This window comes from Microbacterium shimangi (assembly GCF_043556445.1).
Classification (GTDB): domain Bacteria; phylum Actinomycetota; class Actinomycetes; order Actinomycetales; family Microbacteriaceae; genus Microbacterium.
This window is the reverse complement of sequence record NZ_JBIGII010000004.1, coordinates 586914-613513: the sequence shown is the minus strand read 5'-3', so window position 1 is coordinate 613513 and position 26600 is coordinate 586914. Positions and strand designations below refer to the sequence as shown.

The following is a 26600-nucleotide window of genomic DNA, read 5'->3' as shown; positions in this document are numbered from 1 at the left end:
CGGGAACGCTACTGGGCGGCGACGAGCCGCTGGCGCTCGAGGTCGAGTTCGCGCAGCCGGAGTCGCAACGTGCGCCCGTCGGTCGAGTCGGCGGGCACGCGCTGGATCGCCCCCAGAAGCTCGGTCTTCTCACGCTCGAGGACGCGGCGCAGCAGGTTCAACGCGAGGTCGTTCGCCGAGGCGATGGCGTGCGCCTCATCGCGCGCGGGAAAGTCCGACGTCAGCAGCTCGGCCGCCAGGGTGCGGTACGGCTCACGAACCGCACCCACGGCGTTCGCCGCCCAGCCCGGCTTCGACACGTCGTCGGACGACGCGAGAACCGAGCGCACGGCTTCGAGAGCCGGGTGGGTGAACGGTGCAGCCAGAGCGCGCGACAGCAGGGAAGGCTCGACGTGATGGCCGTACTGGAGGAAGGCCATCAGCGCGTCGCGTTCGATCGACACGTCGCGTGAGCGAGGCAGCCCGGCGACGGTGACGCGCAGCTCCGGTTGCGGAGCCTCGGGTGCAGGAGCAACCCCCGATGGCGTTCGCGCATCGTTGCGAGGCGTGCCGCTCTCGGTGCGTGCGCTTCGCGCGGCGCGGTCGACGGCGGTCGAGACCTCGGACAGATCGAGACCAAGCCGGCGCGCGAGAACGCGTGTGTATCCGGGTCGCAGCGACGGGTCGCGGATCTCGGCGACGATGGGGGCGGCCGAGCGGAGACCGGCTGCGCGTCCTTCGACGGTCGCGAGGTCATAGCCCGAGAGACGTTGATCGATGACGAACTCGAACATCGGCACCTTGTTGTCCATCAGCGCGCGAACGGCCCCGTCGCCGCGCTTCAGACGCAGATCGCAGGGGTCGAGGCCCTCCGGTGCGACGGCGACGTAGGTCTGCGCCGCGAACCGCTTCTCCTCCGTGAACGCGCGCAGCGCGGCCTTCTGCCCCGCAGCATCCGGGTCGAAGGTGAATACCACTTCGCCCGAGGCCGAATCGTCGCCCATCACGCGGCGGAGCACCGTGATGTGGTCGGAGCCGAACGCCGTGCCGCACGTCGCAATCGCGCCGGTGACCCCGGCGAGGTGGCACGCCATCACGTCGGTGTACCCCTCGACCACGACCACCCGGTGCCCGCGCGAGATGTCTCGCTTGGCGAGATCGAGCCCGTAGAGCACCTTCGACTTCTGGTAGATCGGTGTCTCGGGGGTGTTGAGGTACTTCGGCCCCTGATCGTCGTCGTAGAGCTTGCGCGCCCCGAACCCGATGACCTGCCCGGTGACATCGCGGATCGGCCAGACGAGCCGGCCGCGGAACCGGTCGTAGACGCCCCGCTGACCCGGTGACACGAGTCCGGCCTGCGTCAGCTCTTCGCGGGAGAACTTCTGGGCGACGAGGTGGTCTGTCAGCGCCGACCATCCCTGGGGCGCGTAGCCGACGCCGAAGTGCGCGGCGGCGCCCGCATCGAAGCCCCTCTCGCCCAAGAAGCGGCGAGCGGTCTCGGCCTCGGGGTCGAGTAGTTTCGAGCGGTAGAACTCCGCCGCGGCGGCGTTGGCCGCGTACAGCCGCGATCTTCCGCTGGTTTCGGGAGCGGCTCCGCCGTCTTCGTAGTGCAAGGTGTAGCCGGCCCGGCCGGCGAGCCGCTCGACCGCTTCGGTGAACGACACGTGGTCCATGGCACGGAGGAACGAGTAGACGTCACCCGACTCACCGCAGCCGAAGCAGTGGTAGAAGCCGACCTGGGGTCTGACGTGAAAGCTCGGGCTGCGCTCGTCGTGGAACGGACACAGACCCTTCAGCGAACCGACGCCGGCCTGCTTGAGAGCGACCCGCTCCCCCACGATGTCGGCGATGTTCGTGCGGGCCTTCACCTCTTCGATGTCGGCCTGGCGAATCCGCCCCGCCATCAGCGTCCTCCGGTGCGGGGTGCCGGCGCGCTCGGTGCCCAGATGCCGAGCGACGCAGCATCCACCTCACCGACCAGTCGGCCGTGCCAGGCGATGGCGATCTGATCGGTGAGGCTGGCGACCTGGTCGACCACCACGCGACGACGAGCGGCGTCGTCGTCAGCGCCGGCGAAATCGTCGGCGTGGATCGCGTCGAGCGAATCGGGGCGCTCCCACAGTGCGGTGGCCAAACGCTTGAGCACACCGCGTTGTTCTTTGTAGAGCGCTTTACGCCCCTCGATCGAGACGACCGTGGCACCGATGATGCCCTTGAGCACGGCCATCTCGGCCTCGACGACGCGGGGAACGATGACGTGCGCGCGGTACCGGGTCAGCGCATCGAGCGGGTAGGCCTCACGCGTGGCGGCGGTCGCGGCGCGGGCGAATCGTCCGATGAGGTCGGACGTCAGGTTCTTCAGCCGCGCGAGATCGGGGCGGCCCCCGTCGAACGAGGGCAGCCACTCCGGCAGACGCATGAGCCGGTAGAGCGCGTCTTCGAGTTCTTCGCGAGGGAAGTCGAAGCCGACCCACGTCTGGATGGCTGTGAGCAGTGCCGAGTGCTCACCGGTGTCGGCGAGCACTCTCGGGTCGAGGTAGCGGTTGGTGATCGCGTCTTCGAAGTCATGCACCGAGTAAGCGATGTCGTCCGAGAGATCCATCACCTCCGCCTCGATGCACCGGACGCGCCCGGGTGCGCCATCGCGCATCCAACGGAACACGGCTTCGTCGTCGGGGTAGACGCCGTACTTCAGCCGTCCGCCCGGATCGGGCAGGGGGTGCTCCGACGTCCAGGGGTACTTGCACGTCGCGTCGAGACTCGCCCGCGTGAGGTTCAGGCCGAAGCTGTGACCCTCGTCGTCGACGACCTTCGGCTCGAGGCGCGTCAAGATGCGGAGTGTCTGCGCGTTCCCCTCGAAGCCGCCGATGTCGGCCGCCCAGTCGTTGAGCGCACGTTCACCGTTGTGTCCGAAAGGCGGATGCCCGAGGTCGTGGCTGAGGCACGCCGTGTCGACGACGTCGGGCGACAACTGCAGCGCGGTGGCGAGTTCGCGCCCCACCTGCGCGACCTCGAGCGAGTGGGTCAAGCGGTTGCGCGCGAAGTCGGCCGGACTCGCGGGGCTCAAGACCTGCGTCTTGGCCGCCAGGCGACGCAGGGCAGCGGAGTGCAGCACCCGCGCGCGGTCGCGAGCGAAGTCGTCACGGCGCGAGCGGTGCTCTTCGACGCGAAAGCGCGCGGCATCGGGGTCGTCGTAGCCGACCGGCCTCACGGCGGCGACGGTCGCGCCGAACTCAGCCACCACTGTTGTCGATCTCTGCGTCGGCGAGGGCGGTGGATGCTGCGACGCCGATCTCTCGCGACGCGAGCCAACCGTCGGGCAGGGCCGTGCGCTTCGGGGTGCCCGCGCGCCCGCGCTGCCCCTCGGCACCGGCGCCGGGGTAGGGCGCGTCGAGATCCATCAGCGCCAGGAGCTCATCGACCTCGGCGAGCGACGACACCAGCGCCAGCCGGGTGCGCAGTTCGCTGCCGACCGGGTAGCCCTTGAAGTACCACGACGCGTGCTTGCGGATGTCGCGGCACCCGCGCACCTCGTCTTCGTGGAACTCGACGAGCAGCTCGGCGTGCCGGCGGAACGCCTCGGCGACGAAACCGAGCGTGGCGTCGACCGGCTCGCCGGTCGCGGCGCCCGGCCCCCCGAGGGCCCGCGCGAGATCGCCGAAGAGCCACGGGCGGCCGAGGCATCCGCGGCCCACGACGACCCCGTCGCATCCGGTCTCGGCCATCATTCGCACAGCGTCATCCGCTGACCAGATGTCACCGTTGCCGAGCACCGGAACGCTCGTGACGGCCTCTTTCAGTTCGGCGATCGCCGACCAGTCGGCATGGCCCGAGTAGAACTCCGACGCCGTGCGTGCGTGGAGCGCCACCGCGGCGACACCGGCGTCTTCGGCGATGCGCCCTGCGTCGAGAAAAGTGAGGTGGTCTTTGTCGATGCCTTTGCGCATCTTCACGGTGAGGGGCACGTCGCCGGCAGCCTTCACCGCTCGCGTCACGATGTCGCGGAACAGACCCAGCTTCCAGGGCAATGCCGCACCGCCGCCGCGCCGCGTGACTTTGGGTACGGGGCAACCGAAGTTCAGGTCGATGTGATCGGCGCGGTCCTCTTCGACGAGCAGGCGTACGGCCTGTTCGGTGGTTGCGGGATCGACACCGAAGAGCTGGATCGAGCGGGGGGTCTCGGACTCGTGGTGGCGGATGAGCCGCATGGTGACGGCGTTCCGCTCCACCAGCGCGCGCGTCGTGATCATCTCGCTCACGTACATCCCCGACCCGTACTCGCGGCACAGGCGGCGGAAGGCGGTGTTGGTGATGCCCGCCATGGGCGCGAGCACGACGGGCGCGTCGAGCGTGATCGGCCCGATGCGCAGGGCACGCGTCGGAGCGAGGGTCGAAGTCATCTCTCTATTCTCCCAGACGATCGGCGCCGCGAGGGGTTCTGCGCCCTAGCCTGGAAGCATGACCGCTGATTCCACAGATCTCCGTGAAATTCCGTTCCAGACCGCGGAGGGCGAGGCCACGACCCTCGGCGCGTACGGGTCGAAAGTACTGCTCATCGTCAATGTCGCGTCGAAGTGCGGCCTCGCGCCCCAGTACGAGCAGCTCGAGGAGCTGCAGCGCACGTACGGCGACCGCGGTTTCACCGTGCTCGGCTTTCCGTGCAACCAGTTCTTGCAGGAGCTCGGATCGATGGACGAGATCCTCGACTATTGCGCCACCACTTGGGGCATCAGCTTCCCCATCCTCGACAAGGTCAAAGTGAACGGCCCGGGAGCAGCACCCCTCTACAAGGCGCTCAAGAAGGCAGAAGACCTCGAGGGCAAGCACGGACCCATCATCTGGAACTTCGAGAAGTTCGTGCTGACGCCCACCGGCGACGTACACCGCTTCCGTCCGACGACCAAGCCCGACGACCCCGCGATCGTCGCGGTCATCGAGAACGCGCTAAGCGACTGACTCCGCCTCGGCTGCTGCCGCCTCCTCGCGCCGCTCGCCCCACACCTGACGGGCGATCTGCGCGAAGGCCTCGGCCGGCTGAGCGCCACTGACGCCGTACTTGCCGTCGATCACGAAGAACGGCACGCCGCTGATGCCGTACTCCTGCGCTTGCGCCTGATCGGCACGGACGTCTCCGAGGAATCGCTCGGATGCGAGCGCTTCGCGTGCAGCATCCGCGTCCAAACCCGCCTCGGCGGCGAGGGCGACGAGCTCGTCGTCACGGCCGAGGTGCCGCCCCTCGGTGAAGTAGGCCGACATCAGCCGCTCGGTCAGCTCGGGCTGCTTGCCCTCGGACTTCGCGAAGTGCAGCAGCTGATGCGCCTTGACGGTGTTGGTGTGCTTCAGCTTGTCGAAGCGGTACTCGAGCCCCGCGTCGGCGGCGACGCCCGTCACGCGGTCGAGCATCTCGCGGGCCTGATCGGCGGGGATGCCCTTGTGGTGCGACAGGTAGTCGGTCTCGCCGCCGTCGAAGTCGACGGGTGTGTCGGGGGCGAGCTCGAACGAGTGGAACACCACTTCGACGACCGGTGCGTCGTCATCGGTGGATGCTGCGGCGAGGCCGCTTTCGAGGTTGCGCTTACCGATGTAGCACCACGGGCAGGCGATGTCGCTCCACACGTCGATCTTGATGGCGTCTGTCATGTCATGCGCAACACGATCGCCCCGTCTGCCATTCCAGCATCCGACCATGATTCATGCACGGCCAGGCATGAGCCTGCCCAGACGACCTATTCGTCGTCGGGCGTATCGACCGCGCCGCCGAACCGGCGATCGCGCGCGAGGTAGTGACCGATCGCATCCCACAGATGGGTGCGTCGAAAATCGGGCCACAGCGTGTCGAGAAAGACGAACTCGGCGTAGGCCGACTCCCACAGCAGGAAGTTCGACGTGCGCTGCTCGCCGCTCGAGCGCACGAAGAGATCGACATCGGGCATGTCCGGCTGGTAGAGGTGCCGACGAATCAGCTTCTCGGTCACGGCCGACGGCTTCACTCGGCCGGCCGCGATGTCTTCACCGATCCGGCGCATGGCATCGACGAGTTCGACTCGCCCGCCGTAGTTCACGCACATCGTAAGGGTGAGCGCGTCGTTGCCGGCGGTCAGCTGCTCGGCATACTGCAGCTCTTTGATGACCGAACCCCACAGACGGGGCTTACGGCCCGCCCACCGCACCCGCACTCCCCACTCGTTGAGCTGGTCGCGACGGCGGTGCAGCACATCGCGATTGAACCCCATGAGAAACCGCACCTCGTCGGGCGACCGAGACCAGTTCTCGGTCGAGAACGCATAGACCGACAGGTGTTTGACACCCGCCTGCACGGCGCCGGCGACGACGTCGAGGAGGGCGGCTTCGCCGGCGCGGTGCCCCTCGACCCTGGTCAGACCCTGCCGGTTCGCCCAGCGGCCGTTGCCGTCCATGACGATGGCCACGTGTTCGGGCACCGACCCCGGCGGAAAGACGGGCGGCTGCTCGCCCGTCCAGTCCAAGGGGCGGAACGGCACGGCGTCGCGGTGGGTGTAGGGCTTCGGACTCATCGGCGGATCTCCGCTCTTCCCGTCTCGACGTGCTCGAGCGAGCGGATACCGCGCTCGAGGTGCCACTGGGTGTACGCGGCGACCAGACCGGATGCCGCCGCCGAAGCGTTCTGCGGGGCGCCGTCGATCTCATCCCATTCGCCCGCCATGAGCGACCGTAGGAGCGATGTCGTCTCGGGCGCAACGCGCGGTGACCCTGCCGGTGCACAGTTCGCGCACACCATTCCGCCGAGCTGGGCGACGAAGGAACGGTGGTCACCGGGCGTTCCGCATCGCGCGCATTCGGCGAGTCCGGGTGCCCAGCCCGACAGCGCCATCACACGGAGGAGGTAGGAGTCGAGAACACTGCGGGGACTGTGGTCGCCCTTCGCCAGTGCCCGAAGACCTCCGACGAGAAGCAGGTACTGCTGCGGGGTGGCCTCTGCCTCGTTGAGCCGGTCGGCCGTCTCGACCATGGCGTTCGCAGAGGTGTATCGCTCGTACTGCACGACGATGTCGGCACCGTACGACCCGAGCGATTCGGCCTGCTGGACGATGTCGAGATTGCGCCCGCGGTAGAGCTGCACGTCGGCGACCATGAACGGTTCGAGCCGCGCGCCGAACCGCGACGAGGTGCGCCGGACCCCTTTCGCGACCGCGCGGATCTTGCCGTTGCGGCGGCTGAGGAGGGTGAGGATGCGATCCGCCTCACCCAGCTTGTGGGTGCGCAGGATCACGACCTCGTCGCGATAGGTGGGCACCCTCCATTATCTGTCGGCACGGCGGCGCGAGGCGGGCACCGCCCCGGCGAGACGCGAGAATAGAACGGTGGATCAGCCCGAGTTCGTCATCCCCCTGTGGGCCGACCTCACCGCCGTGGGCCTCGGCGGTGTGCAGGGTGCCCTGTTCGCCTCGGGCTTCCGCGGGCAACGTCGGCTCGACCTTCTCGGGGTCGCCATCATCGGCATCTTGATCGGAATGGGCGGCGGGCTCATCCGTGACCTCCTGCTGGGCGTTCAGCCCGCGACCCTCCAGAGCAACTGGTACCTCCTCGTCGCCACGGGCGCTTCGCTGGTCGGGATGCTGCTGGCCGGCGTCTTCGAACGGGTGAACCGCCTCATCGTCGTGCTCGACGCCGTCGTCATCGGGATGTTCGGAGCCTTCGGAACCAGCAAGGCCTTGGCACTGGGCCTGCCGATGGTGCCCGCGGTCTTCGTGGGCGTGTGCGCCGCGGTCGGTGGCGGCGTGCTCCGCGATGCGCTCATGGGCCTCCCCGTGGCGATCATGCACGTCGGTTCGCTCTACGCCGTCGCGGCGGCGGCCGGATGCTTCGTCCTCGCCGTCGCGGCCGCCTTCGGCCTCCCCCTCGTCGGCGCCGCGATCGCCGGCATCGCCGTGACCACCGTCATCAGGATCCTCGCGGTCGTGTTCGACCTCTCGCTTCCCGAACAGCGCATGCTCTACCGCCGCCGGGTGGCCGCCGAGACCAGCGCGATCCCGATCATCCGCCCGAACCCGTAGCATCCGCCCTCTGGGATCGACCGACGCGACGAGACCCGCTCGCGGTGGCGAGACCACCGCAGAATGTCGGGGTCTCGCCACGGCGGACGGGTCTCGCGGCGTAGGGGTCAGACGGCGGCGAGTTCGCCGGCGGTCTGGCGGGTGCGGATCGCGCGGTTCACGCCCGAGATGATCGCCTTGAGCGACGCGGTCGAGATGTCGCCGTCGATTCCGACGCCCCACAGACGCTCGCCCTCGACCCGCAGCTCGACGTACGCGGCCGCCTGCGCGTCGCCACCGGCGCTGAGCGTGTGCTCGACGTAGTCGTAGAGCGAGATGTCGATGCCGCGCGAGCGGACGATCTCGAGGAAGGCGTCGATCGGTCCGTTGCCGTTCGCCGTGGTGTCTTCGACACTGTCACCGTCACGCAGTCGCACGTGCAGCTCGACGTCGCCGGTCATCTCGCTCGACGATCGCGTCCCCAGCAGTTCGAATCGACCCCATCGGTTCTCGACGGCCGAGGCGGGCAGGTACTCGTCGGTGAAGACGTCCCAGATCTGATCGCTCGTGACCTCGCCGCCCTCGGCGTCGGTCTTGGCCTGCACGACGCCCGAGAACTCGATCTGCAGCTTGCGGGGCAGGTCGAGGGCATGATCGCTCTTCAGCAGGTAGGCGACGCCGCCCTTGCCGGACTGCGAGTTGACGCGGATGACGGCCTCGTACGAACGTCCGAGGTCTTTCGGGTCGATCGGCAGGTACGGAACGGCCCACTCGATCTCGTCGACCGTGACGCCTTCGGCCTCGGCGCGTGCGGCCATCGCCTCGAAGCCCTTCTTGATGGCGTCCTGGTGCGATCCGCTGAAGGCGGTGAAGACCAGGTCGCCCGCCCACGGGCTCCGCTCGGGCACGGGCAGTTGGTTGCAGTACTCGACCGTGCGCTTGACGTGGTCGATGTCGCTGAAGTCGATCTGGGGATCGATGCCCTGCGTGAGCATGTTGATCCCCAGGGCGACCAGGTCGACGTTGCCGGTGCGCTCGCCGTTGCCGAACAGGCAGCCCTCGATGCGGTCGGCGCCCGCCATGTAGCCCAGCTCCGCCGCAGCGACGGCGGTGCCGCGGTCGTTGTGCGGGTGCAGCGAGATGAGCACGTTCTCGCGGTGGTTCAGGTGGCGCGACATCCACTCGATCGAGTCGGCGTAGACGTTGGGGGTCGCCATCTCGACCGTCGCCGGCAGGTTGATGATGACCTTGCGCTCGGGAGTCGGCTCGAGGACCTCGAGCACCTGGTTGCAGATGTCGACGGCGAACTCGAGCTCGGTTCCGGTGTAGCTCTCGGGCGAGTACTCGTAGAACACGGCGGTCTCGGGCACGGTCTTCTCGTACTCGCGGCACAGGCGGGCACCGGTGAGGGCGATGTCGACGATGCCCTGCTGGTCGGTGCGGAAGACGACGTCGCGCTGGAGCACGCTGGTCGAGTTGTACAGGTGCACGATGGCTTGTTTTGCACCGGCGATCGACTCGTATGTGCGGGCGATGAGGTGCTCGCGCGCCTGGGTCAGAACCTGGATCGTCACGTCGTCCGGGATGCGATTCTCTTCGACGAGCTTGCGCACGAAGTCGAAGTCGGTCTGGCTCGCGCTCGGAAAGCCGACCTCGATCTCTTTGTAGCCCATCTGCACGAGCAACTCGAACATGACGAGCTTGCGCTCTGGGCTCATCGGATCGATCAGCGCCTGGTTTCCGTCGCGCAGGTCTACCGCGCACCAACGAGGTGCGGTGGTGATGCGGGCATCGGGCCACGTGCGATCCGGCAGATCGACGCGGATCTGCTCGTGGTACGGACGATACTTGTGGATCGGCGCGGACGTAGCGTTCTGGGTGTTCTTCATGATGTCGCTGTTCTCTCGTCAGATGAGGGGGCCGACACGAAGCTCCGCGACGAGGAGGGCCCTAGAACGAGGACTCGTCGCGGCAGCTAAGAAGAAGCAGGCCAAAGCGCATGGGTCGATGGTAGCAGGATGCTGCGGCCACCCGACTGAGACGATTCCGCTCGGTGCGACACCATGAGGGTATGAGTGTCTTTGCGCGCACGCTCGCCCTCCCGGCGACGGCTGCAGTCCTTCTCGCCATCACCAGCGGATGCGCCACCCCATCGGGAGGCACCCCACCGCCGTCCGCACCTGCTCTCGTCGTGGGCACCGGGACGGTCATCGAGGCCGCCGGTAGAGCGAAACTGTGCAGCGTCGTGGCCGAGTCGTACCCGCCCCAGTGCGGTGCGGGGATCGAACTGCGCGGCTGGACGTGGGAGGGGGTCGAAGGGAGCGACAAGGCTTCCGACGTCACGTGGGGCTCGTACGCCGTGCAGGGGAATGTCGACGGCGACGTCCTCAACGTGACCGAGCCACCGATCCTTCTCGCGCTCTATGACGTGGCCCCACGGGTTGCGACCGATGACCCCGCCCAAAAAAGCCTCGACGAGCGGTTCGGAGAGGGATTCCTCTGGATCGTCGAGCCGGGCTCGAACTGATCAGAACCCGAGGCGGCCCAGCTGCTTGGGGTCTCGCTGCCACTCTTTCGCGACGCGCACGCGAAGCGACAAGAAGACACGGGTGCCGACGAGGGGTTCGATGCCCGCCCGGGCCCGCGAGCCGACATCGGCGAGCCGCGAGCCCTTCGGGCCGATGATGATGCCCTTCTGGCTGTCGCGCTCGACGACGATGTTCGCAAAGATGTCGGTCAGGTCGGTGCCCTCGCGGGCCGCGATGTCTTCGATGGTCACGGCGATGGAGTGCGGGAGCTCATCGCGGACGCCCTCGAGCGCTGCTTCGCGGATGATCTCGGCGATCCGATCCGCCAGCGGCTCGTCGGTCACCACGCCCTCGTCATAGAGCGGGGGGCCGTCGGGAAGCATGCCGATCAGCTCGGCGACGAGCACCTCGAGCTGCTCACCGGCCGTCGCTGACAGCGGTATGACGCTCGCCCAGTCTTCGCGCAGAGCGTCGACCTCGAGCAGGCGCTCGGTGATCTGCTCGCGCGTCGCCGCGTCGGTCTTGGTGACGATGGCGACTTTCCTCGCGCGCGGGTAGCCGCTCAGCGACTCCGCGATGCGGCGGTCACCGGGACCGACCTTCTCCGTGGCGGGCACGCAGAATCCGATCACGTCGACGTCGCCCAGGACGGTGTCGACGAGGTCGTTCAGCCGCTGACCGAGGAGGGTGCGCGGTCGGTGGATTCCGGGTGTGTCCACGATGACGAGCTGGCCTTCCGGCCGGTTGACGATGCCGCGGATCGCGCGACGCGTGGTCTGGGGCTTGTCGCTGGTGATCGCGACCTTCTCACCGACGAGGGCATTGGTCAGGGTGGATTTGCCGACGTTGGGGCGGCCCACGAATGTGGTGAACCCCGAGTGGAACTCTTTCATTTGCTCTCTCCGGTCTGCGGCGCGCGGCCGTCGAAGGCCTGCGCTGCCGCTTCAAGACTGTCGGTGCGTTCGACGAAGACCGTGGCCAGTCCCCGACCCCGGCCGCGCGACGCGCCACCGGTCATGGTGAGCCCGGCGTACTGCGCGGTGGCACCCGGCTGCGGAACACGGCCCAGCGCCTTGCCGAGCAGGCCGCCGATCGAATCGACGTCGTCGTCGTCGAGTTCGATCCCGAAGAGGTCGCCGACTTCGTCGAGACCGACGCGGGCGCTCAGACGGTACCGACCGGGTTCGAGTTCGACGACCTCTGTCGAGCGCGCGTCGTACTCGTCGGAGATATCGCCGACGAGCTCCTCGATGAGGTCTTCGAGGGTGACGAGACCCGCGACTCCGCCGTACTCGTCGACGGCGAGGCAGACGTGCACCGCGTCGCGCCGCATCTTCTGCAGCAGCGTCTCGGCCTTCATCGACTCGGGGACGAACATCGCGGGTCGCGCGATCTTGCGGATGGGGGCGTCACGCCATGATCCCTGGGCCTCGAACCCGAACTGCACGAGGTCTTTCAGATACAGCATCCCGACGATGTCATCGCGTTCGTCGTCGACGAGCGGAAGCCGGGAATGGCCGGTGTCGAGGAACAGGGTCATCGCCGAGCGGGTGGAGGCGGCCGCGTCGACCGTGGTCATGTCGGTTCGCGGGATCATCACTTCGCGGACGTAGCGATCGGTGAAATCGAACACCGAGTGGATCAGTTCGCGATCGTCCTCTTCGATGAGTTCGTTCTCGGCGGCCTCGTCGATGATGCTCAGAAGCTGGTCCTCCGAGGCGAACGAGGCGCCTTTCGCGGCGCCCGGGGTGACGCGGTTGCCGAGGGCGACGAGCCCGTGGGCGAGCGGACCGAGCAGAAGGCGCACCCCTCGGACGATCGGCGCCGCGCCCTGCAGCAGACCGCGGGCATGGTGCCGTCCCACTGATCGTGGGCTGGCTCCGACCAGGACGAACGAGATGCCGGTCATCAAGACGGCGGCGGCGAGCATCGCCCACCAGATGTTGTCGAACAGCAGCGTGAAGGCGACGGTGACGAGCACCGCGGCGGCCGTCTCGGCGAGAACACGGATGAACACGACCGCGTTGGCGTGCGCCTCGGGGTCATCGGCGATCTTCTGCAGCGATGAGGCGTTGCGGCCCTCGGCGGCCAGGTCGACGAGGTCGGCGCGCGAGGTGACTCCGAGGGCGGCGTCGAGGGCGGCCATGAGGCCGCCGAACGAGACGAGGAGAAGAGCCGCGAGGAGCAGGAGGGTTTCTGTCATGCGCGGCGACGGCGCCGCTCGGCGGTCTGGAAACCGGCGATGAGCTCTTTCTGCAGCGCGAACATCTCGCGTTCTTCCTCGGGCTCCGCGTGGTCGAATCCGAGCAGGTGCAGGAGGCCGTGCGTCGTGAGCATGATCAGCTCGTCTTGCGTGGAGTGCTTCGCGGCCACCGCCTGCGTCTCGGCTACCTGGGGACACAGCACGATGTCGCCGAGCAACCCGGCCGGCGTCGGTGCATCGTCGGTGCCCGGACGAAGTTCGTCCATCGGAAAGCTCAGCACGTCGGTCGGGCCGGGCTCGTCCATCCACTGCACGTGCAGTGCTTCCATCGCGCCCTCATCGACGAGCACGATCGCGAGATCGGCGTCGGGGCTCACGCGCATCTCGGCGAGGTCGAACTCCATGAGGCGAAGGAGCACTTGCTCGTCGACCTCGATACCCGACTCGTTGTTGATCTCGATGGTCACGGTCGTCCTCGTCTCGGCTGGTGATCGCGGGGCGGTGTCGGTCGGCCGCCACGCCGGTCGACACGGTTCGCGAACTCGGCTGCTTCGTCGCGCTCGCGCCGCGTGGCGAGTCGCTCCTCGTCGTACTCCGTGTACGCGTCGACGATCCGACCGACCAGATTGTGGCGCACCACGTCGGCACTGGTGAGGAACGCGAAATGGATGTCGTCGATGTCGCGCAGAACGCGGGTGACGAGCCTCAGCCCGGAAGCGCCCTGCGGGAGGTCGACCTGCGTGATGTCACCGGTGATCACCATGCGCGTTCCGAACCCGAGACGTGTGAGGAACATCTTCATCTGTTCGGGGGTGGTGTTCTGCGCCTCGTCGAGAACGACGAACGAGTCATTCAGCGTGCGTCCGCGCATATACGCCAGAGGTGCCACCTCGATCGTCCCCGAGGCCATGAGCTTCGGAACCAGTTCGGGGTCCATCATCTCGTTCAGCGCGTCGTACAGCGGCCGCAGGTAGGGGTCGATCTTGTCTGTCAGCGAGCCCGGCAAGAAGCCGAGCCGCTCGCCCGCCTCGACGGCCGGGCGGGTCAGGATGATGCGGCTGACCTCTTTGCGCTGAAGCGCCTGCACGGCCTTCGCCATCGCCAGGTATGTCTTGCCCGTTCCGGCCGGACCGATCCCGAACACGATCGTGCTCTCGTCGATCGCATCGACGTAGGCCCTCTGTCCGAGGGTCTTGGGGCGGATCGCCTTGCTGCGCGAGGTCAGGATCGCCTCGCCGAGCACCTCGGAGGGGCGCGGCCCACCCTCGGAACGTAGAATGCGGCTCGAACTGCTGACGTCGGCGGGCTCGAGCCCGTGGCCGGCCTTCGTCATCGCGATCAACTCTTCGACGAGCGAAAGGGCACCGGCGACGGCGACGGCCTCGCCCGAGAGGGTGATCTCGTTGCCTCGCACCATCACGTCGACCCCGGGGTGCTCCTTCTCGACGACGCGCAGGAGGCGGTCCTGCGGGCCGAGGAGCTGCACCATCGCGACACCGTCGACGTAGACGTGCTCGACGACGACGCCGTCGGAGGACTCAGGCATTCAGGCTCTTCTCATCGAGGTCGCCCGCGAGGACGTGTGCGTGCACATGGAAGACGGTTTGACCGGCACCCGCGCCGGTATTGAAGACAAGACGGAAGTCTCCGTCGGCGTGCTCGGTCGCGACCGTGTGCGCGAGCGCGATGACCTCGGCGAGAAGCGCGGGGTCGTGAGACGCCAACTCGACGACGCTCCGGTACTCCCCCGTCTTGGGGATGACGAGCAGGTGCACGGGCGCCTGCGGTGCGATGTCGCGGATGGCGAAGACGTTCTCGGTCTCGGCGACGATCTCTGCCGGGATCTCGCCCTCGAGAATGCGCGTGAAGATCGACGATTCAGTCATATCCGCCAGTCTACCGGCGTGGCGTGCCGCGGCTCGGGGTGAGACGGCACGGGTGCGACGACTCGGGGGACGAACGCGATCACCAGCGCCCGAGGCGCACGCTCACCACCGCGAGGGCCGCCGCTCCCGCGGTCGACGTGCGAAGCACCGTGCGTCCGAGGCGCACCGGCCGGGCACCCGCGCCCTCGAGGGCAGCGAGCTCGCCGGGGGCGATCCCGCCCTCGGGACCGACGACGAGGATCACGTCGCCGCCGGCTGCAACCAGCTCGGTCGCGCTGAGAGTTTCGGTCGCACGCGGTTCGAGCAGCAGCATCCGATTGTCTGCCGCTAAAGCGACCAGATCGGCGGTCTTCGCCAGCGGACGCACCTCGGGAATCCAGGCGCGATGAGCTTGCTTCGACGCCTCGCGCACGATGGTCGTCCAGCGCGCGACGCCCTTCTCGGCCTTCGCATCCCACCGCGACACGCTGCGCTCGGCCTGCCACGGCAAGATCGCGTCGACGCCGAGCTCAGTCGCGGCCTGCACCGCGAGCTCGTCCCGGTCACCCTTCGCGAGGGCCTGCGCGAGCAGGATCCGCGGCTGCGGGGCCGGCTCGTCGCGACGGTCGTCGACACGCACCACGACCTCGCGCGGGCTGACGGTCGTGGTGCGTCCGGTGAGCCAGACGCCGCGACCGTCACCAACCGTCACGTCCTCGTCGACGCGAAGACGACGGACGACGGCGGCGTGGTGCGCCTCGGCGCCGTCGAGGACGACGTCATCTCCGGGGTGGGCCGCCGCGGCCGCGTCGGTGACGAAGTGGAGCGCCACGGTCAGACGTTGCGGAACCGGTCACGGAGCTTCGCGAAGAGGCCCTGGTGGAACTCGGCCAGGTGCGGTGCGGGCGCCTTGGTGCGTTTCGCGAAGTCTTCGATCAGCGACCGCTCCTTCGCGTCGAGGCGCGTCGGGGTGACCACGTGCACGCCGATGCGCAGGTCTCCGCGCTGGGTGCCTCGCAGGGGCGTGACACCGCGGCCCTTGATCGTGAGCACGTCACCCGACTGCACACCGGCGCGGATCTCGAGGTCGACCGAGCCGTCGAGCGCGGTGATCGCGGTCTCGGTGCCGAGGATCGCGTCGGGCATCGAAACCTCGAGGGTGGCCAGCAGGTCGTCGCCGTCCCGGCTGAAGGTCTCGTGCGGGGCGACGGTCACCTCGAGGTAGAGATCGCCGTTCGGACCACCGGCGGGCCCGACTTCACCCGAACCCGGAAGCTGCAACCGCAGGCCCGTCTCGACTCCCGCGGGGATGTCGACCGACACGGTGCGGCGGGCGCGGACGCGTCCCTGGCCCTGGCAGGTGGCGCAGGGGTAGGGGATGGTCGTGCCGTGCCCCTGGCACGTGCCGCAGGGCTGGTTCGTGACGACGTTTCCGAGGAGGCTTCGGACGGTGCGCTGGATGTGACCGCTGCCGTGGCAGATGTCGCAGGTCACTTCGGAAGTACCGGGCTGGGTGCACGCGCCGTTGCAGGTCTCGCAGAGCACGGCGGTGTCGACCTCGAGGTCGCGGTGCACACCGAAGACGACGTCGTCGAGCTCGAGGGTGACTCGCACGAGGGCGTCCTGTCCGCGTTCGCGCCGCGATCGCGGCCTCGGCCCGCGGCTGCCGCCGCCCCCGCCGCCCGCTCCGCCGAAGAACGTCTCGAAGATGTCGCTGAAGCCGCCGAACCCGGCTGCTCCCCCGCCACCGCCGAAGGCACCGGTGTCACCGCCCATGTCGTAGCGACGGCGCTGTTCGGCGTCGCTCAGGACGTCGTAGGCGTGCGTGACGAGCTTGAACTTCTCGGATGCGTCATCGCCCGGGTTCACGTCGGGGTGAAGCTGGCGGGCGAGACGTCGGTACGCCTTCTTGATATCGTCGGTGCTCGCGTCGCGCGCGACACCGAGGACCTCGTAGTGGTCAGCCACAGTCGCCTTCCTGCCCGCTCGTGGCGGGGATCGTCATGGACGGATGCCGCGTCAGCGGGCGTTCTCGTCGTCTTCGAGCATCCTGGTCAAATGGTGGGCGACGGCGCGAACCGCCGCCAGGTGCGAGGGGTAGTCCATTCGCGTCGGCCCCAGAAGCCCCACGCGGGCTCCGGTGCCGGATGCGTCGTAGTCGCTCGCGAGAACGGACGCCTCGATCAGGCCGAACGGTTCGTTCTCGCGTCCGATGCTGGCCGCCAGCCCTTTCGCGTCGACGACCATCTCGGTCATGAGCTTCAGGAGCGTGACCTGCTCCTCGATCGCCTCCAGCAGCGGGTAGATGCTGCCCCGGAAATCGGACTCACGTCGAGCGAGGGTGGCGGCCCCGGCCATGACGAGACGATCCTGGCGGAACTCCTCGAGCTCTTCGACGAGCACGCGCAGAATCGCGTGCGCGGCAGCATCCACCCCCACCGCCGGCAGGGTCGCGGCTGCGAGGGCTTCGGTGATCCGCTGCGTGGCGTCGCCCACGAGGTGACCGACGACCACGGCAGAGATGCGGGCCCGCAGTTGGATGAGCTCGGCCTCGGTCGGCTCGTCACGGACGAAAGCGATGCGCTGGGAGACCCGCCCGGTGTCGGTGACGACGATCACGAGCAGGCGGCCCGAGCCCAGATCGACCAGCTCGACGTGCGTGACGTTGGCGCGGGCGAACGAGGGGTACTGCACGATCGCGACCTGGCCGGTGAGCTGGGTGAGGGCGCGCACCGTGCGGGCCAGCAGGTCGTCGAGGTCGCCGGAGCCGTCGAGGAAAGACGCGATCGCATTGCGCTGAGCGGGATTCAGAGGCCGGAGGTCTGCGAGATGGTCGACGAAGACGCGGTAACCCTTGTCTGTGGGAATGCGACCCGATGAGGTGTGGGGCGCGGCGATCAACTCTTCGTCTTCGAGCAGCGCCATGTCGTTTCGGATCGTGGCCGCCGACACCCCGAAGGCGTGGCGCTCGACGATCGCCTTGCTACCCACCGGCTCGCGTGTGTCGACGTAGTCCTGCACGATCGCACGGAGAACCTGGAGTCCGCGTTCGCTGACCATGGCTCTCCTCTCGCGTCTCTGGCACTCGTCTGGCGTGAGTGCCAATTCTAGCGGATCGTGCGGGCCGTGGCCGTGGCCATCACGCCGTCAATGCGCGCACCACGGTGTCGGCGAGAAGGCGCCCCCGCCGGGTGAGGACGATGCGCCCCGAGGTGACCGGTCCGCCATCGATGAGTCCGCCGTCGACCAGCGACGCCACCGCGCGTCGGCCCCCGGCGGTGAGCTCGGCGACGGGGAGGCCCTCGCGGATGCGCGAGCGCAGCAGGACCGACTCCAGGTGCCGCGCCCCGGGGTCGGGACGCTCGCGCGCGGCGGCCGGCGACTCCCCCGCGGCGAGCCGTTGCGCGTAAGCCGCCGGATGCTTCACGTTCCACCAGCGCAGGCCCGCGACATGGCTGTGGGCGCCCGGCCCGAATCCCCACCAGTCGGAGCCTCGCCAGTACGCGAGATTGTGCTGTGAGCGCTGGGCGTCGTTGCGCGCCCAGTTCGACACCTCGTACCAGTCGAACCCGGCGGCGGCGAGAAGGTCGTCGGCGAGCTCGTACATGTCGGCCTGCGTGTCGTCGTCGGGGGCGACGACCTCGCCGCGGCGGATCTGCCGGGCGAGCTTCGTGCCGTCCTCGACGATCAGCGCGTAGGCGGAGAGGTGGTCGGGCTCGAGCGCGACGGCCGTCTCGACCGACGCACGCCAGTCGTCGAGCGACTCTCCGGGGGCGCCGTAGATGAGGTCGACGCTGACAGCGAGACCGGCGTCGCGAGCGGCAGAGACGGCGGTCGCCACGTTCTCGGGATCATGCGTCCGATCGAGCGCCGCGAGTACGTGGGGCATCGCCGACTGCATGCCGATAGAGAGGCGGGTGACACCGGATGCTGCGAGCTCGCGCACGACGGCGGGTGTCACGGTGTCGGGATTCGCCTCGACGGTGATCTCGGCGTCGTCTGCCAGGCCGAAGGCTGCCGCCACCCCGTCGAGCATGCGCGCGAGGTCGCCGGCGGGGAGGAGCGTCGGCGTGCCGCCCCCGAAGAAGACCGTCTGTGCGGGACGCACGGCATCCGACCGTTCGAGCACCCGCCGAGCCAGTGTGATCTCGTTGCGCACGGTGTCGGCGTACTGGTCTTGCCGCGCCCCGCGCAGTTCGGTGGCGGTATAGGTGTTGAAGTCGCAATAGCCGCACCGCACCCGGCAAAACGGAACATGCAGATAGACGCTGAAGGGGGTCGACGGGTCGTGCGCGAGATCGTCGGGCAGCGCACCGTCGGGGGGCGCGGGGTCGCCGAGAGGAAGGGCCGACCCCATCAGGCGGGTGTCGTGTACATCGGCGAGATCGCCCGGAAGTACCGGGAGAACAGCTCGCGCCGACGCTGGCGGACCATCGCGGGGAAAAGCCGGTAGAGCAGAGCCACCGGGCGGTCGAACGCCCGCACGGTGAACCAGACCTCGTCGTTCTCGCGCCATTCGAGGAGGAACAGCTCCTCGCCGCTGACGACCGAATCGCCCACGGTACCGAGAGCGAAACCCACGCGCCGAGGATCTTCGATCACCGAGATCACGCGAGCCTCGGCATCGGCGCGATAGCGGCCCGCGTGGCCGCGCAGGTGCACGGTCGTCCCCGGGCCGACGAAGGGGGTTCCGTCGACGTCGAAGCGCTGATCGGAGTCGAGCCTGCTGGGTGCGACCGGGCGACCCTCCCCGTCGTAACCGACGCCGGTGTACGACGGCCCTGCGGCGGGACGCACGTCAGCGATCGTGAGACCGCCCTCGCGCTGCGCCGCCCACGCCAGAAGAGCCTCGCCCGCCGTGGTGAAGCGCTCCTCACCGCTGCCGATGCGCCACGTCTCTTCGGCGGGGATCGACCGCTCGGGCGGATACTGCAGAAGATCGGGGGCCTGGGTGGCGCCGACCGCGGCGTAATCCACCGTCTCGTCCTTGAAGGTGCCGCGACGCACGGGAGTCGGTCCTACTTCTTCTCTTCGACGTCGCCCGAGAGGGCCGCGATGAACGCGCCCTGGGGGACTTCGACACGACCGATGGTCTTCATGCGCTTCTTGCCCTCCTTCTGCTTCTCGAGAAGCTTTCGCTTGCGGCTGATGTCGCCGCCGTAGCATTTCGCCAGCACGTCTTTGCGGATCGCGCGGATGCTCTCCCGCGCGATGATCCGCGCGCCGATCGCGGCCTGGATGGGGATCTCGAACTGCTGGCGCGGGATGAGTTTGCGCAGACGCTCCGTCATGAGGGTGCCGTAGGCGTACGCCTTCTCCCTGTGCACGATCGCACTGAAGGCGTCGACCTTCTCGCTCTGGAGGAGGATGTCGACCTTGACGAGGTCGGCGTCCTGCTGACCGGAGGGCTCGTAGTCGAGGCTCGCGTAGCCCTGCGTCTTGCTCTTCAGCTGATCGAAGAAGTCGAAGACGATCTCGCCGAGCGGCATGTTGTAGCGGATCTCGACGCGGTCCTCACTGAGGTAGTCCATTCCGAGCAGCGAGCCCCGTCGCTGCTGGCACAGCTCCATGACCGTGCCGACGAAATCTTTCGGAAGGAGGATCGCGGCCTTCACCATCGGCTCCGACACCGATGCGACACGACCGTCGGGATACTCGCTGGGGTTGGTCACGACGATGGTCTCGCCGATGTCGGTCTTGACCTCGTAGACCACGCTCGGGGCAGTGGCGATCAGCTCGAGATCGAACTCGCGCTCCAGGCGCTCGGTGATGATCTCGAGGTGGAGGAGGCCGAGGAACCCGCATCGGAACCCGAAGCCCAGGGCGACGGAGGTCTCGGGCTCGTAGACGAGCGATGCGTCGGAGAGCTTGAGTTTGTCGAGCGCTTCGCGCAGATCGGCGTAGTCGCTCTGCTCGATGGGGTACAGGCCCGAGTACACCATCGGCTTCGGGTCGGTGTAGCCGGGCAGTGCCACGGTCGCGGGGGAACGGTGCGTGGTGATCGTGTCGCCGACCTTCGACTGGCGCACGTCTTTCACACCCGTGATCAAGTAGCCGACCTCGCCGACGCCCAGACCCCGCGAGGGTGTGGGCTCGGGACTCGACACGCCGATCTCGAGCAGCTCGTGGGTCGCGCGTGTCGACATCATCTGGATGCGCTCGCGCGGCTCGAGGCTGCCGTCGATCATGCGCACGTAGGTGATCACGCCGCGGTAGGAGTCGTAGACCGAGTCGAAGATCATGGCGCGGGCCGGGGCATTCGGATCGCCCTTCGGGGCGGGGATGTCGCGCACGATGCGGTCGAGGAGCTCTTCGACGCCCTGGCCCGTCTTTCCGCTGACGCGGAGGACGTCTTCGGGCCTGCCACCGATGAGACCGGCGAGCTCGGCGGCGAACTTGTCGGGATCGGCGGCCGGGAGGTCGATCTTGTTGAGGACCGGGATGATCGTGAGGTCGTTCTCGAGTGCGAGGTACAGGTTCGCGAGGGTCTGCGCCTCGATCCCCTGCGCGGCATCGACGAGCAGCACGGCACCCTCGCACGCGGCGAGCGAGCGGCTGACCTCGTAGGTGAAGTCGACGTGGCCGGGGGTGTCGATCATGTTCAGGGTGTGCACCCCGTCGGTCCCCGAACCCGTCGAGGGGCCCGCCCACGGCATGCGAACGGCCTGGCTCTTGATCGTGATGCCGCGCTCGCGTTCGATGTCCATGCGGTCGAGGTACTGCGCGCGCATGTCGCGATCGGACACGACGCCGGTGATCTGCAGCATCCGATCGGCCAGCGTCGACTTTCCGTGGTCGATGTGGGCGATGATGCAGAAGTTGCGGATCACCTCGGGCGGAGTCGCGGAGGGCTCGAGGGAATGTGAGGCGCGAGGTGACATGTTCCGTCGATTCTACGGGCGACGGGGCGGCGCCGCGGGCGCGGGGAGGCGCCGGATGCCCTCGAGGATGCTGTCGAGGTCGCTCGCGAGGCAGATACGGATCCACCCTTCGCCCTCCGCCCCGAACGCCGAGCCCGGCGCCACGGCGACGCCCCGCTCGTCGAGGAACCGCAGGCACCACGCGGCGACGTCGCCTTCGCTGACGTGCGAGACGTCGATCCAGAGGTAGAAAGCGCCCGTCGGACGCAGATAGCCGAACCCGCGCTCGTCGAGAAGGGCGGATGCGGCGACGAGGTTCTCGGCGTAGTGCGCCGCGGCGGTCGCCACCGCGTCTTGCGGGCCGTCGATGGCGGCCAGCGCCGCGTACTGCGCCGGGGTGTCGACGCAACTGATGGCCGCCTCCTGCACCCGCAGCATGACGTCCTGCCAACCGGGCGGAGTGACGAGCCAGCCCACGCGCGCACCGGTCATCGCGTAGGTCTTCGAGGTCGAGAACACGGTGAAGACGCGTCCGTCGGTGTCGAAGGTGGCGGGGCTCACGTGCGCACGGCCCCAGGTGAAGCGCTCGTACACCTCGTCGCTGACCACCCACAGATCGTGGCGGCGGGCGAAGTCGACGAGGGCGGCGATGGTCGTCGCGTCGTAGGTGACACCGAGCGGATTCGACGGACTGTTGATGACGATCGCGCGGGTGCGCGGGCCGACCAGCGCTTCGAGTCCGGCCAGATCGGGGACGAAACCGTTCTCGGGCCGTAAGACGTAGGGCACGGGCGTCGCCTGCAGGAGATGCGCGTTCATCGTGAAGGTCGTGTAGCCCGGGTCGGGGATGAGCACCTCGTCACCGGCCGTCAGGGTAAGGGTCATCGCCTGGTGCAGGGCCTGCGTGCCGCCGACGGTCACCCAGATCTGCTCGACGTCGACCTCGAGTTGGTTCTCGCGCGCGAGCTTGCGGGCGATCGCCTCGCGAAGCGGTCGGATGCCACCGTTCGGCGTGTAACGGACGTCACCGCGCCGCCAGGCGGAAGACCCCGCGTCGCGCACCGGCTCGGCGACCGCCATGCCCGGCTCCCCCACGGCGAGGACGATCGTGCCGGGCCGTTGAAGGGCGACCTCGAGAATGCGACGCACACCCGAACCCGCCATTCCGAAGACGTGGGAGGGAATTGCGGGCATGCGGGAAGTCTATTTCCGGGCGGCACGCGCCCTGGCGCTTCGATTCGCGTCACCCGTTGTTCATCTCGGAGCAACCCCGACGTCCGGGGGGTCGGACAAGATCGAGCCAGGTCCCCCCGACCCCCGATCGACACCACGTCGGTGTCGATCGCCGTGCGCCCCCACCCTGGAGAAGACTCTGTGACGTCGCATTCCCCGACCTCCGACCGCTTCGAACACGCGAGAGGAGGCAAGGGCCGTGCGCTCGCCGCGAGTGCGGTCGTCACCGCCCTCGCTGTGGGCTCGTTCGGTATCGCCGCGCTGCCTGCCCAGGCCGCAGTGAGCCCGACGGCCGCTGTCGTCATCAACGAGGTCTACGGCGGTGGGGGGAACTCCGGTGCGACCCTGACGAACGACTTCGTCGAACTCGTCAACGTGAGCACCACCGCTCAGAGCATCGACGGCTGGAGCCTGCAGTACGGTTCCGCGGGCGGCGCGTTCAATTCGCAGCTGCCCTTGACCGGGAGCATCCCGGCCGGCGCGCATTACCTCGTCCAGCTGGCGAAGGGCACGGGCGGCACGGAAGCGCTGCCGACCCCCGACGCAGAAGGCACCCTCGCACTCAGCGGCACGGGCGGCAAGGTCGCGCTCGCGAACGCGGCGGGCCTCGTGCAGACCCCCACCGACGCCAGCGTCGTCGACTGGGTGGCCTACGGCCCCGCCGCGACCCCCGCTGCCGGCGGCTCGCCCGCACCGGCGGCCTCGAACACGACGAGCGTTTCGCGCAACGCCACGCACACCAACACCGCGGTCAACGGCGCCGACTTCACCGCCGGTGCACCCACGCCGACCAACAGCGGCGTGACGCCCGACCCGGAGCCGACCGACCCCACGAATGCGACCATCGCCGAGATCCAGGGGACGACCGACACGTCACCGCTCGCCGGGCAGACCGTCACCACCGAGGGTGTCGTCACCGCGCGCTACCCCACCGGCGGCCTGAACGGCTACATCATCCAGACGGCCGGAACCGGGGGCACGCTCGACTGGGCGACCCACGTCGCTTCGGACGCCGTCTTCGTCTACTCCCCCGCGGGCGTGAACGCCGTTGCGCTCGGCGACACCGTGCGCGTCACCGGCGCTGTGAGCGAGTACAACGGGACCACGCAGATCACGGTCGCCGCAGAAGGCTCGACGGTCATCGCCGACGCGGCCGCTGTCGCTCCCGCAGCTGTCGCCTGGCCTCGCGAGGGCGATCGCCGCGAAGCCCTCGAGTCGATGCTCGTGCAGCCGCAGGGCGACTACACGGTGAGCAACACGTATTCGACGGGCAATTACGGTGAAGTCGGTCTCGCGACCGGCACGGAGCCGCTCCGCCAGCCCACCGATGCCGCTCGCCCCGGCACTCCGGAGGCCGCCGCGGTGACCGCCGACAACGCTGAGCGCGCCATCGTGCTCGACGATGCCTCGACCACAAACTTCGACAGCGTCGCCGGCTCCGCTTTGACGCCGCCATACATCTCGCTGACCGAGCCGATCTCCGTCGGCGGCCGGGTCACGTTCGACGAGCCCGTCGTCGTCGCCTTCAGCTTCGGTGCCTGGAAGTTCAACCCCACAGTGCACCTCGTCGGCGACGGCACCGGTGCGAACGACGGAGTGACCTTCACCAGCCCGCGCACCCCCGCCCCGGCCTCGGTCGGCGGCGACGTGAGCGTCGCGTCGTTCAACGTGCTGAACTACTTCACCACCCTCGGCACCGACACCTCTACGTGCACGGCCTACGTCAGCCGCGATGGCACCGAGCGCAACAACGTGAGCGGCGGCTGCGACCAGCGAGGCGCCTGGGACGCGGAGGACTTCGAGCGTCAGCAGACGAAGATCGTCGAGGCCATCAACGCTCTGGACGCCTCGGTCGTCGGTCTGATGGAGATCGAGAACTCGGCGGCCCTCGGCGAGGAGACCGACGAGGCCGTCGCTTCGCTCGTCGCCGCGCTGAACGCCGATGCCGGTTCCGATGTCTGGGACTTCATCCCCTCCTCGGCCGACCTGCCTGACGCAACCACCCGCGACGTCATCACGAACGCGATCATCTACCAGGTCGCCGAGGCGGCGCCGGTCGGCGACTCGCTCGCGCTGGGAGACCAGTCGGACGCCGGTGAGGCGTTCGGCAACGCCCGCGAGCCGATCGCCCAGGTGTTCGAGCCCGTCGACGGTGGCGAAGAGTTCCTGTTCGTCGTGAACCACTTCAAGTCGAAGGGTGCACCGCGCGAGGGTGATGTCGTACCTCCCGGAGACCTCGACAGCAACGACGGCCAGAGCTTCTTCAACGCCGCCCGAGTGAACCAGGCCACCGCGCTCACCGAGTGGGTGGAAGAGATCCAGGGTGACACCGAATCGGTGCTGCTCGCCGGCGACTTCAACTCCTACGGCCAGGAAGACCCGATGCAGGTCTTCTTCGACGGAGGCTACGAAGACGCCGAGGCCGTTCTCGAGCTCGACGAATCGAGCTACTCGTTCAGCGGCCTCTCCGGATCGCTCGACCACATCCTCATGAACGAGGCTGCGCGCGAGCGGACCACGGGTGGGGACATCTGGAACATCAACTCGGGTGAAGCGCTCGCGTTGGAGTACAGCCGTTACAACTACTTCGCCACGTCGTTCCACGAGAACAGCCCGTACCGTTCGTCGGACCACGATCCGATCAAGGTCGGAATGTCGAGCGGTGCCGTCGAGGAACCGACCGAAGAAGACCCGGGCACGGATGACCCCGGAACCGAGAACCCCGTCGGCGAGGTGCCGAACGGCACTTGGGCGACCGTGACCGTGTCACCCGAGCCCGTCGAACAGGGCGGTTCGCTGTCGGTCACCGTCACCGGCCTCGAGCCGGGGCAGCAGATCGCCGCCACGCTGTTCAGCGATCCGATCGTGGCGAAGGGCATCCCCGCCGCCGACGCGTCGGGCCGCACCACCTTCGCCATCGCCATCCCGGCCGACTTCGCGCTCGGCGAGCACGAGCTGGTCGTCACGGCGGCGAACGAGAGCCCGATCCGGGTCTCGGTCACGGTCGTCGCGAACGGCGTGTTGGCTGTCACGGGCTCCGAGCTGCCGCTCGGTGTGGCGCTGGGCGCGGGCTTCCTGCTCGTCGCCGGCGGCCTGACCTACGCGCTTCGGCGCCGGTCACCGCTGACGCGCTAGTCGGCACGAACGCGCCCCCTGCTCGACTTCGGTCGGGCAGGGGGCGCGTCGTATGTTGGAGGCATGTCGGTCGGGGTCGTGTTCGTCCACGGCATCCGCACGTCTGCCAGCATGTGGCGCCCGCAGCTCGAGTATCTGGCCGAACGGGGCAATCGGGCGTTCGCCGTCGACCTCCCCGGCCACGGCACGCGAATGGCCGAGCCGTTCACCCTCGCCGAGTCTTTCGACACGATAGACCGCGCGGTCAAGGATGCTGCGAAGCACGGGCCAGTGATGCTGGTGGGGCACTCCATGGGCGGTGTCCTCTCCCTCGAGTACGCGGGATCCGAGACGGCCCCTGCCCTGGCCGCCTTCATCGGGGCGGGCTGCACCGCCGTCCCGAGAGGCGCGGGCCTCCGCGCCTACCGCGGATTCTTGAAGGGATTCGATTCGCTCCCCGACCGCGGTGCCGCCCTCACGGACTACGTCCTGGCTCGAACGCTTCCCGACGAGACCCGCCAGGATTTCGGCGCGGGTGGCTACGCCTACGACGCTCAGCACATCGCGCTGGCCGCCCTTACGGCCCTCGATCCGCTGCGGGCGGTCCGCAGCATCCGTTCTCCCCTGTGGTTCGTGAACGGACAGTTCGACCAGCTCCGAGTGAACGAGTCGCTCTTCATGCGTACAGTCCCCCACGCCGAACTCATCGTCGTGCCGCGCACCTCCCATCTGGTGACCGCGATGCGGCCGCAGATCTTCAACGCCGTCCTCCACCTCGCGATAACGACAGCCGAGCAGACCTGATA

At 68.4% G+C, this 26600-nt stretch carries 24 protein-coding genes; 5 read left to right on the top strand and 19 right to left on the bottom strand.

The genetic code is table 11. The annotated features are described in order from the left end of the window. Nucleotides 1-8 precede the first annotated feature (8 nt). From dnaG to dusB, 3 genes are read right to left on the bottom strand one after another with little or no spacing between them, the layout of a single operon-like run. A complete protein-coding gene (gene dnaG, locus ACFXQA_RS09825) occupies nucleotides 9-1883 on the bottom strand; it encodes a DNA primase (protein ID WP_394519642.1) in 1875 nt (624 codons plus the stop codon). Beyond that, nucleotides 1883-3220 carry a deoxyguanosinetriphosphate triphosphohydrolase gene (locus ACFXQA_RS09820; RefSeq protein WP_394519641.1) on the bottom strand — a complete coding sequence of 446 codons (1338 nt, stop codon included), beginning with the start codon at nucleotides 3218-3220 and terminating at the stop codon, nucleotides 1883-1885. Before ACFXQA_RS09820 ends, dnaG begins: the two co-directional genes overlap by 1 nt. Beyond that, entirely contained in the window at nucleotides 3213-4379 is a 1167-nt protein-coding gene (gene dusB, locus ACFXQA_RS09815) for a tRNA dihydrouridine synthase DusB (protein WP_394519640.1), read from the bottom strand. The genes ACFXQA_RS09820 and dusB overlap by 8 nt, the downstream gene beginning before the upstream one ends. 58 nt (nucleotides 4380-4437) lie before the next feature. Between dusB and ACFXQA_RS09810 the strand changes: the two genes are divergently transcribed. Continuing rightward, nucleotides 4438-4935 carry a glutathione peroxidase gene (locus ACFXQA_RS09810; RefSeq protein WP_394519639.1) on the top strand — a complete coding sequence of 166 codons (498 nt, stop codon included), beginning with the start codon at nucleotides 4438-4440 and terminating at the stop codon, nucleotides 4933-4935. Here ACFXQA_RS09810 and ACFXQA_RS09805 read toward each other — a convergent pair. From ACFXQA_RS09805 to recO, 3 genes are all read right to left on the bottom strand, one after another. Further along, the gene (locus ACFXQA_RS09805; RefSeq protein WP_394519638.1) at nucleotides 4924-5619 is read right to left on the bottom strand and encodes a DsbA family oxidoreductase; all 696 of its coding nucleotides are present in this window, start codon (nucleotides 5617-5619) and stop codon (nucleotides 4924-4926) included. The genes ACFXQA_RS09810 and ACFXQA_RS09805 overlap by 12 nt on opposite strands. 86 nt (nucleotides 5620-5705) lie before the next feature. Next, complete coding sequence (locus ACFXQA_RS09800) at nucleotides 5706-6512, bottom strand: isoprenyl transferase (RefSeq protein WP_394519637.1); 807 nt, start codon at nucleotides 6510-6512, stop codon at nucleotides 5706-5708. After that, complete coding sequence (recO, locus tag ACFXQA_RS09795; RefSeq protein WP_394519636.1) at nucleotides 6509-7252, bottom strand: DNA repair protein RecO; 744 nt, start codon at nucleotides 7250-7252, stop codon at nucleotides 6509-6511. Before recO ends, ACFXQA_RS09800 begins: the two co-directional genes overlap by 4 nt. Nucleotides 7253-7319: 67 nt before the next feature. Between recO and ACFXQA_RS09790 the strand changes: the two genes are divergently transcribed. Continuing rightward, nucleotides 7320-8012, top strand: a complete 693-nt coding sequence (locus ACFXQA_RS09790; RefSeq protein ID WP_394519635.1) for a trimeric intracellular cation channel family protein — start codon at nucleotides 7320-7322, stop codon at nucleotides 8010-8012. Nucleotides 8013-8119: 107 nt separating this feature from the next. Here ACFXQA_RS09790 and leuA read toward each other — a convergent pair whose 3' ends face one another. After that, nucleotides 8120-9880 (bottom strand): 2-isopropylmalate synthase, encoded by a 1761-nt coding sequence (gene leuA, locus ACFXQA_RS09785; RefSeq protein WP_394519634.1) that lies wholly within the window; start codon nucleotides 9878-9880, stop codon nucleotides 8120-8122. 182 nt (nucleotides 9881-10062) lie between these two features. Here leuA and ACFXQA_RS09780 point away from each other — a divergent pair, with 182 nt between their 5' ends. Continuing rightward, entirely contained in the window at nucleotides 10063-10518 is a 456-nt protein-coding gene (locus ACFXQA_RS09780; protein WP_394519633.1) for a hypothetical protein, read from the top strand. Here the strand turns inward: ACFXQA_RS09780 and era are convergent, their stop codons facing one another. From era to ACFXQA_RS09720, 12 genes are all read right to left on the bottom strand, one after another. Continuing rightward, nucleotides 10519-11412: a GTPase Era gene (gene era / locus ACFXQA_RS09775; protein WP_394519632.1), complete on the bottom strand. Its 894-nt coding sequence runs from the start codon at nucleotides 11410-11412 to the stop codon at nucleotides 10519-10521. Beyond that, complete coding sequence (locus ACFXQA_RS09770; protein ID WP_394519631.1) at nucleotides 11409-12722, bottom strand: hemolysin family protein; 1314 nt, start codon at nucleotides 12720-12722, stop codon at nucleotides 11409-11411. The genes era and ACFXQA_RS09770 overlap by 4 nt, the downstream gene beginning before the upstream one ends. Next, nucleotides 12719-13189: an rRNA maturation RNase YbeY gene (gene ybeY, locus ACFXQA_RS09765; RefSeq protein WP_394519630.1), complete on the bottom strand. Its 471-nt coding sequence runs from the start codon at nucleotides 13187-13189 to the stop codon at nucleotides 12719-12721. Before ybeY ends, ACFXQA_RS09770 begins: the two co-directional genes overlap by 4 nt. Continuing rightward, entirely contained in the window at nucleotides 13186-14268 is a 1083-nt protein-coding gene (locus ACFXQA_RS09760; protein WP_394519629.1) for a PhoH family protein, read from the bottom strand. Before ACFXQA_RS09760 ends, ybeY begins: the two co-directional genes overlap by 4 nt. Next, the gene (locus ACFXQA_RS09755; RefSeq protein ID WP_394519628.1) at nucleotides 14261-14608 is read right to left on the bottom strand and encodes an HIT domain-containing protein; all 348 of its coding nucleotides are present in this window, start codon (nucleotides 14606-14608) and stop codon (nucleotides 14261-14263) included. Before ACFXQA_RS09755 ends, ACFXQA_RS09760 begins: the two co-directional genes overlap by 8 nt. A 79-nt stretch (nucleotides 14609-14687) precedes the next feature. Continuing rightward, nucleotides 14688-15419, bottom strand: a complete 732-nt coding sequence (locus ACFXQA_RS09750) for a 16S rRNA (uracil(1498)-N(3))-methyltransferase (RefSeq protein ID WP_394519627.1) — start codon at nucleotides 15417-15419, stop codon at nucleotides 14688-14690. Between the two features lie 2 nt (nucleotides 15420-15421). Next, the gene (gene dnaJ / locus ACFXQA_RS09745) at nucleotides 15422-16555 is read right to left on the bottom strand and encodes a molecular chaperone DnaJ (RefSeq protein ID WP_394519626.1); all 1134 of its coding nucleotides are present in this window, start codon (nucleotides 16553-16555) and stop codon (nucleotides 15422-15424) included. Nucleotides 16556-16606: 51 nt separating this feature from the next. Continuing rightward, complete coding sequence (gene hrcA, locus ACFXQA_RS09740) at nucleotides 16607-17647, bottom strand: heat-inducible transcriptional repressor HrcA (protein WP_394519625.1); 1041 nt, start codon at nucleotides 17645-17647, stop codon at nucleotides 16607-16609. A gap of 79 nt (nucleotides 17648-17726) precedes the next feature. Next, on the bottom strand, nucleotides 17727-18944 hold the full coding sequence (gene hemW, locus ACFXQA_RS09735; protein WP_394519624.1) for a radical SAM family heme chaperone HemW: 1218 nt from the start codon (nucleotides 18942-18944) through the stop codon (nucleotides 17727-17729). Next, nucleotides 18944-19594, bottom strand: coding sequence for a DUF1990 family protein (locus ACFXQA_RS09730; protein WP_394519623.1), 651 nt, complete (start codon nucleotides 19592-19594; stop codon nucleotides 18944-18946). Before ACFXQA_RS09730 ends, hemW begins: the two co-directional genes overlap by 1 nt. An 11-nt stretch (nucleotides 19595-19605) precedes the next feature. Beyond that, nucleotides 19606-21468 (bottom strand): translation elongation factor 4, encoded by a 1863-nt coding sequence (gene lepA, locus ACFXQA_RS09725; protein WP_394519622.1) that lies wholly within the window; start codon nucleotides 21466-21468, stop codon nucleotides 19606-19608. A 12-nt stretch (nucleotides 21469-21480) separates the two neighbouring features. Continuing rightward, the gene (locus ACFXQA_RS09720; RefSeq protein ID WP_394519621.1) at nucleotides 21481-22641 is read right to left on the bottom strand and encodes a pyridoxal phosphate-dependent aminotransferase; all 1161 of its coding nucleotides are present in this window, start codon (nucleotides 22639-22641) and stop codon (nucleotides 21481-21483) included. A 180-nt stretch (nucleotides 22642-22821) separates the two neighbouring features. Here ACFXQA_RS09720 and ACFXQA_RS09715 point away from each other — a divergent pair, with 180 nt between their 5' ends. Both ACFXQA_RS09715 and ACFXQA_RS09710 read left to right on the top strand, forming a co-directional pair. Beyond that, nucleotides 22822-25815, top strand: a complete 2994-nt coding sequence (locus ACFXQA_RS09715) for an ExeM/NucH family extracellular endonuclease (protein ID WP_394519620.1) — start codon at nucleotides 22822-22824, stop codon at nucleotides 25813-25815. A 63-nt stretch (nucleotides 25816-25878) separates the two neighbouring features. After that, complete coding sequence (locus ACFXQA_RS09710; RefSeq protein ID WP_394519619.1) at nucleotides 25879-26598, top strand: alpha/beta fold hydrolase; 720 nt, start codon at nucleotides 25879-25881, stop codon at nucleotides 26596-26598. Nucleotides 26599-26600: the final 2 nt, after the last annotated feature.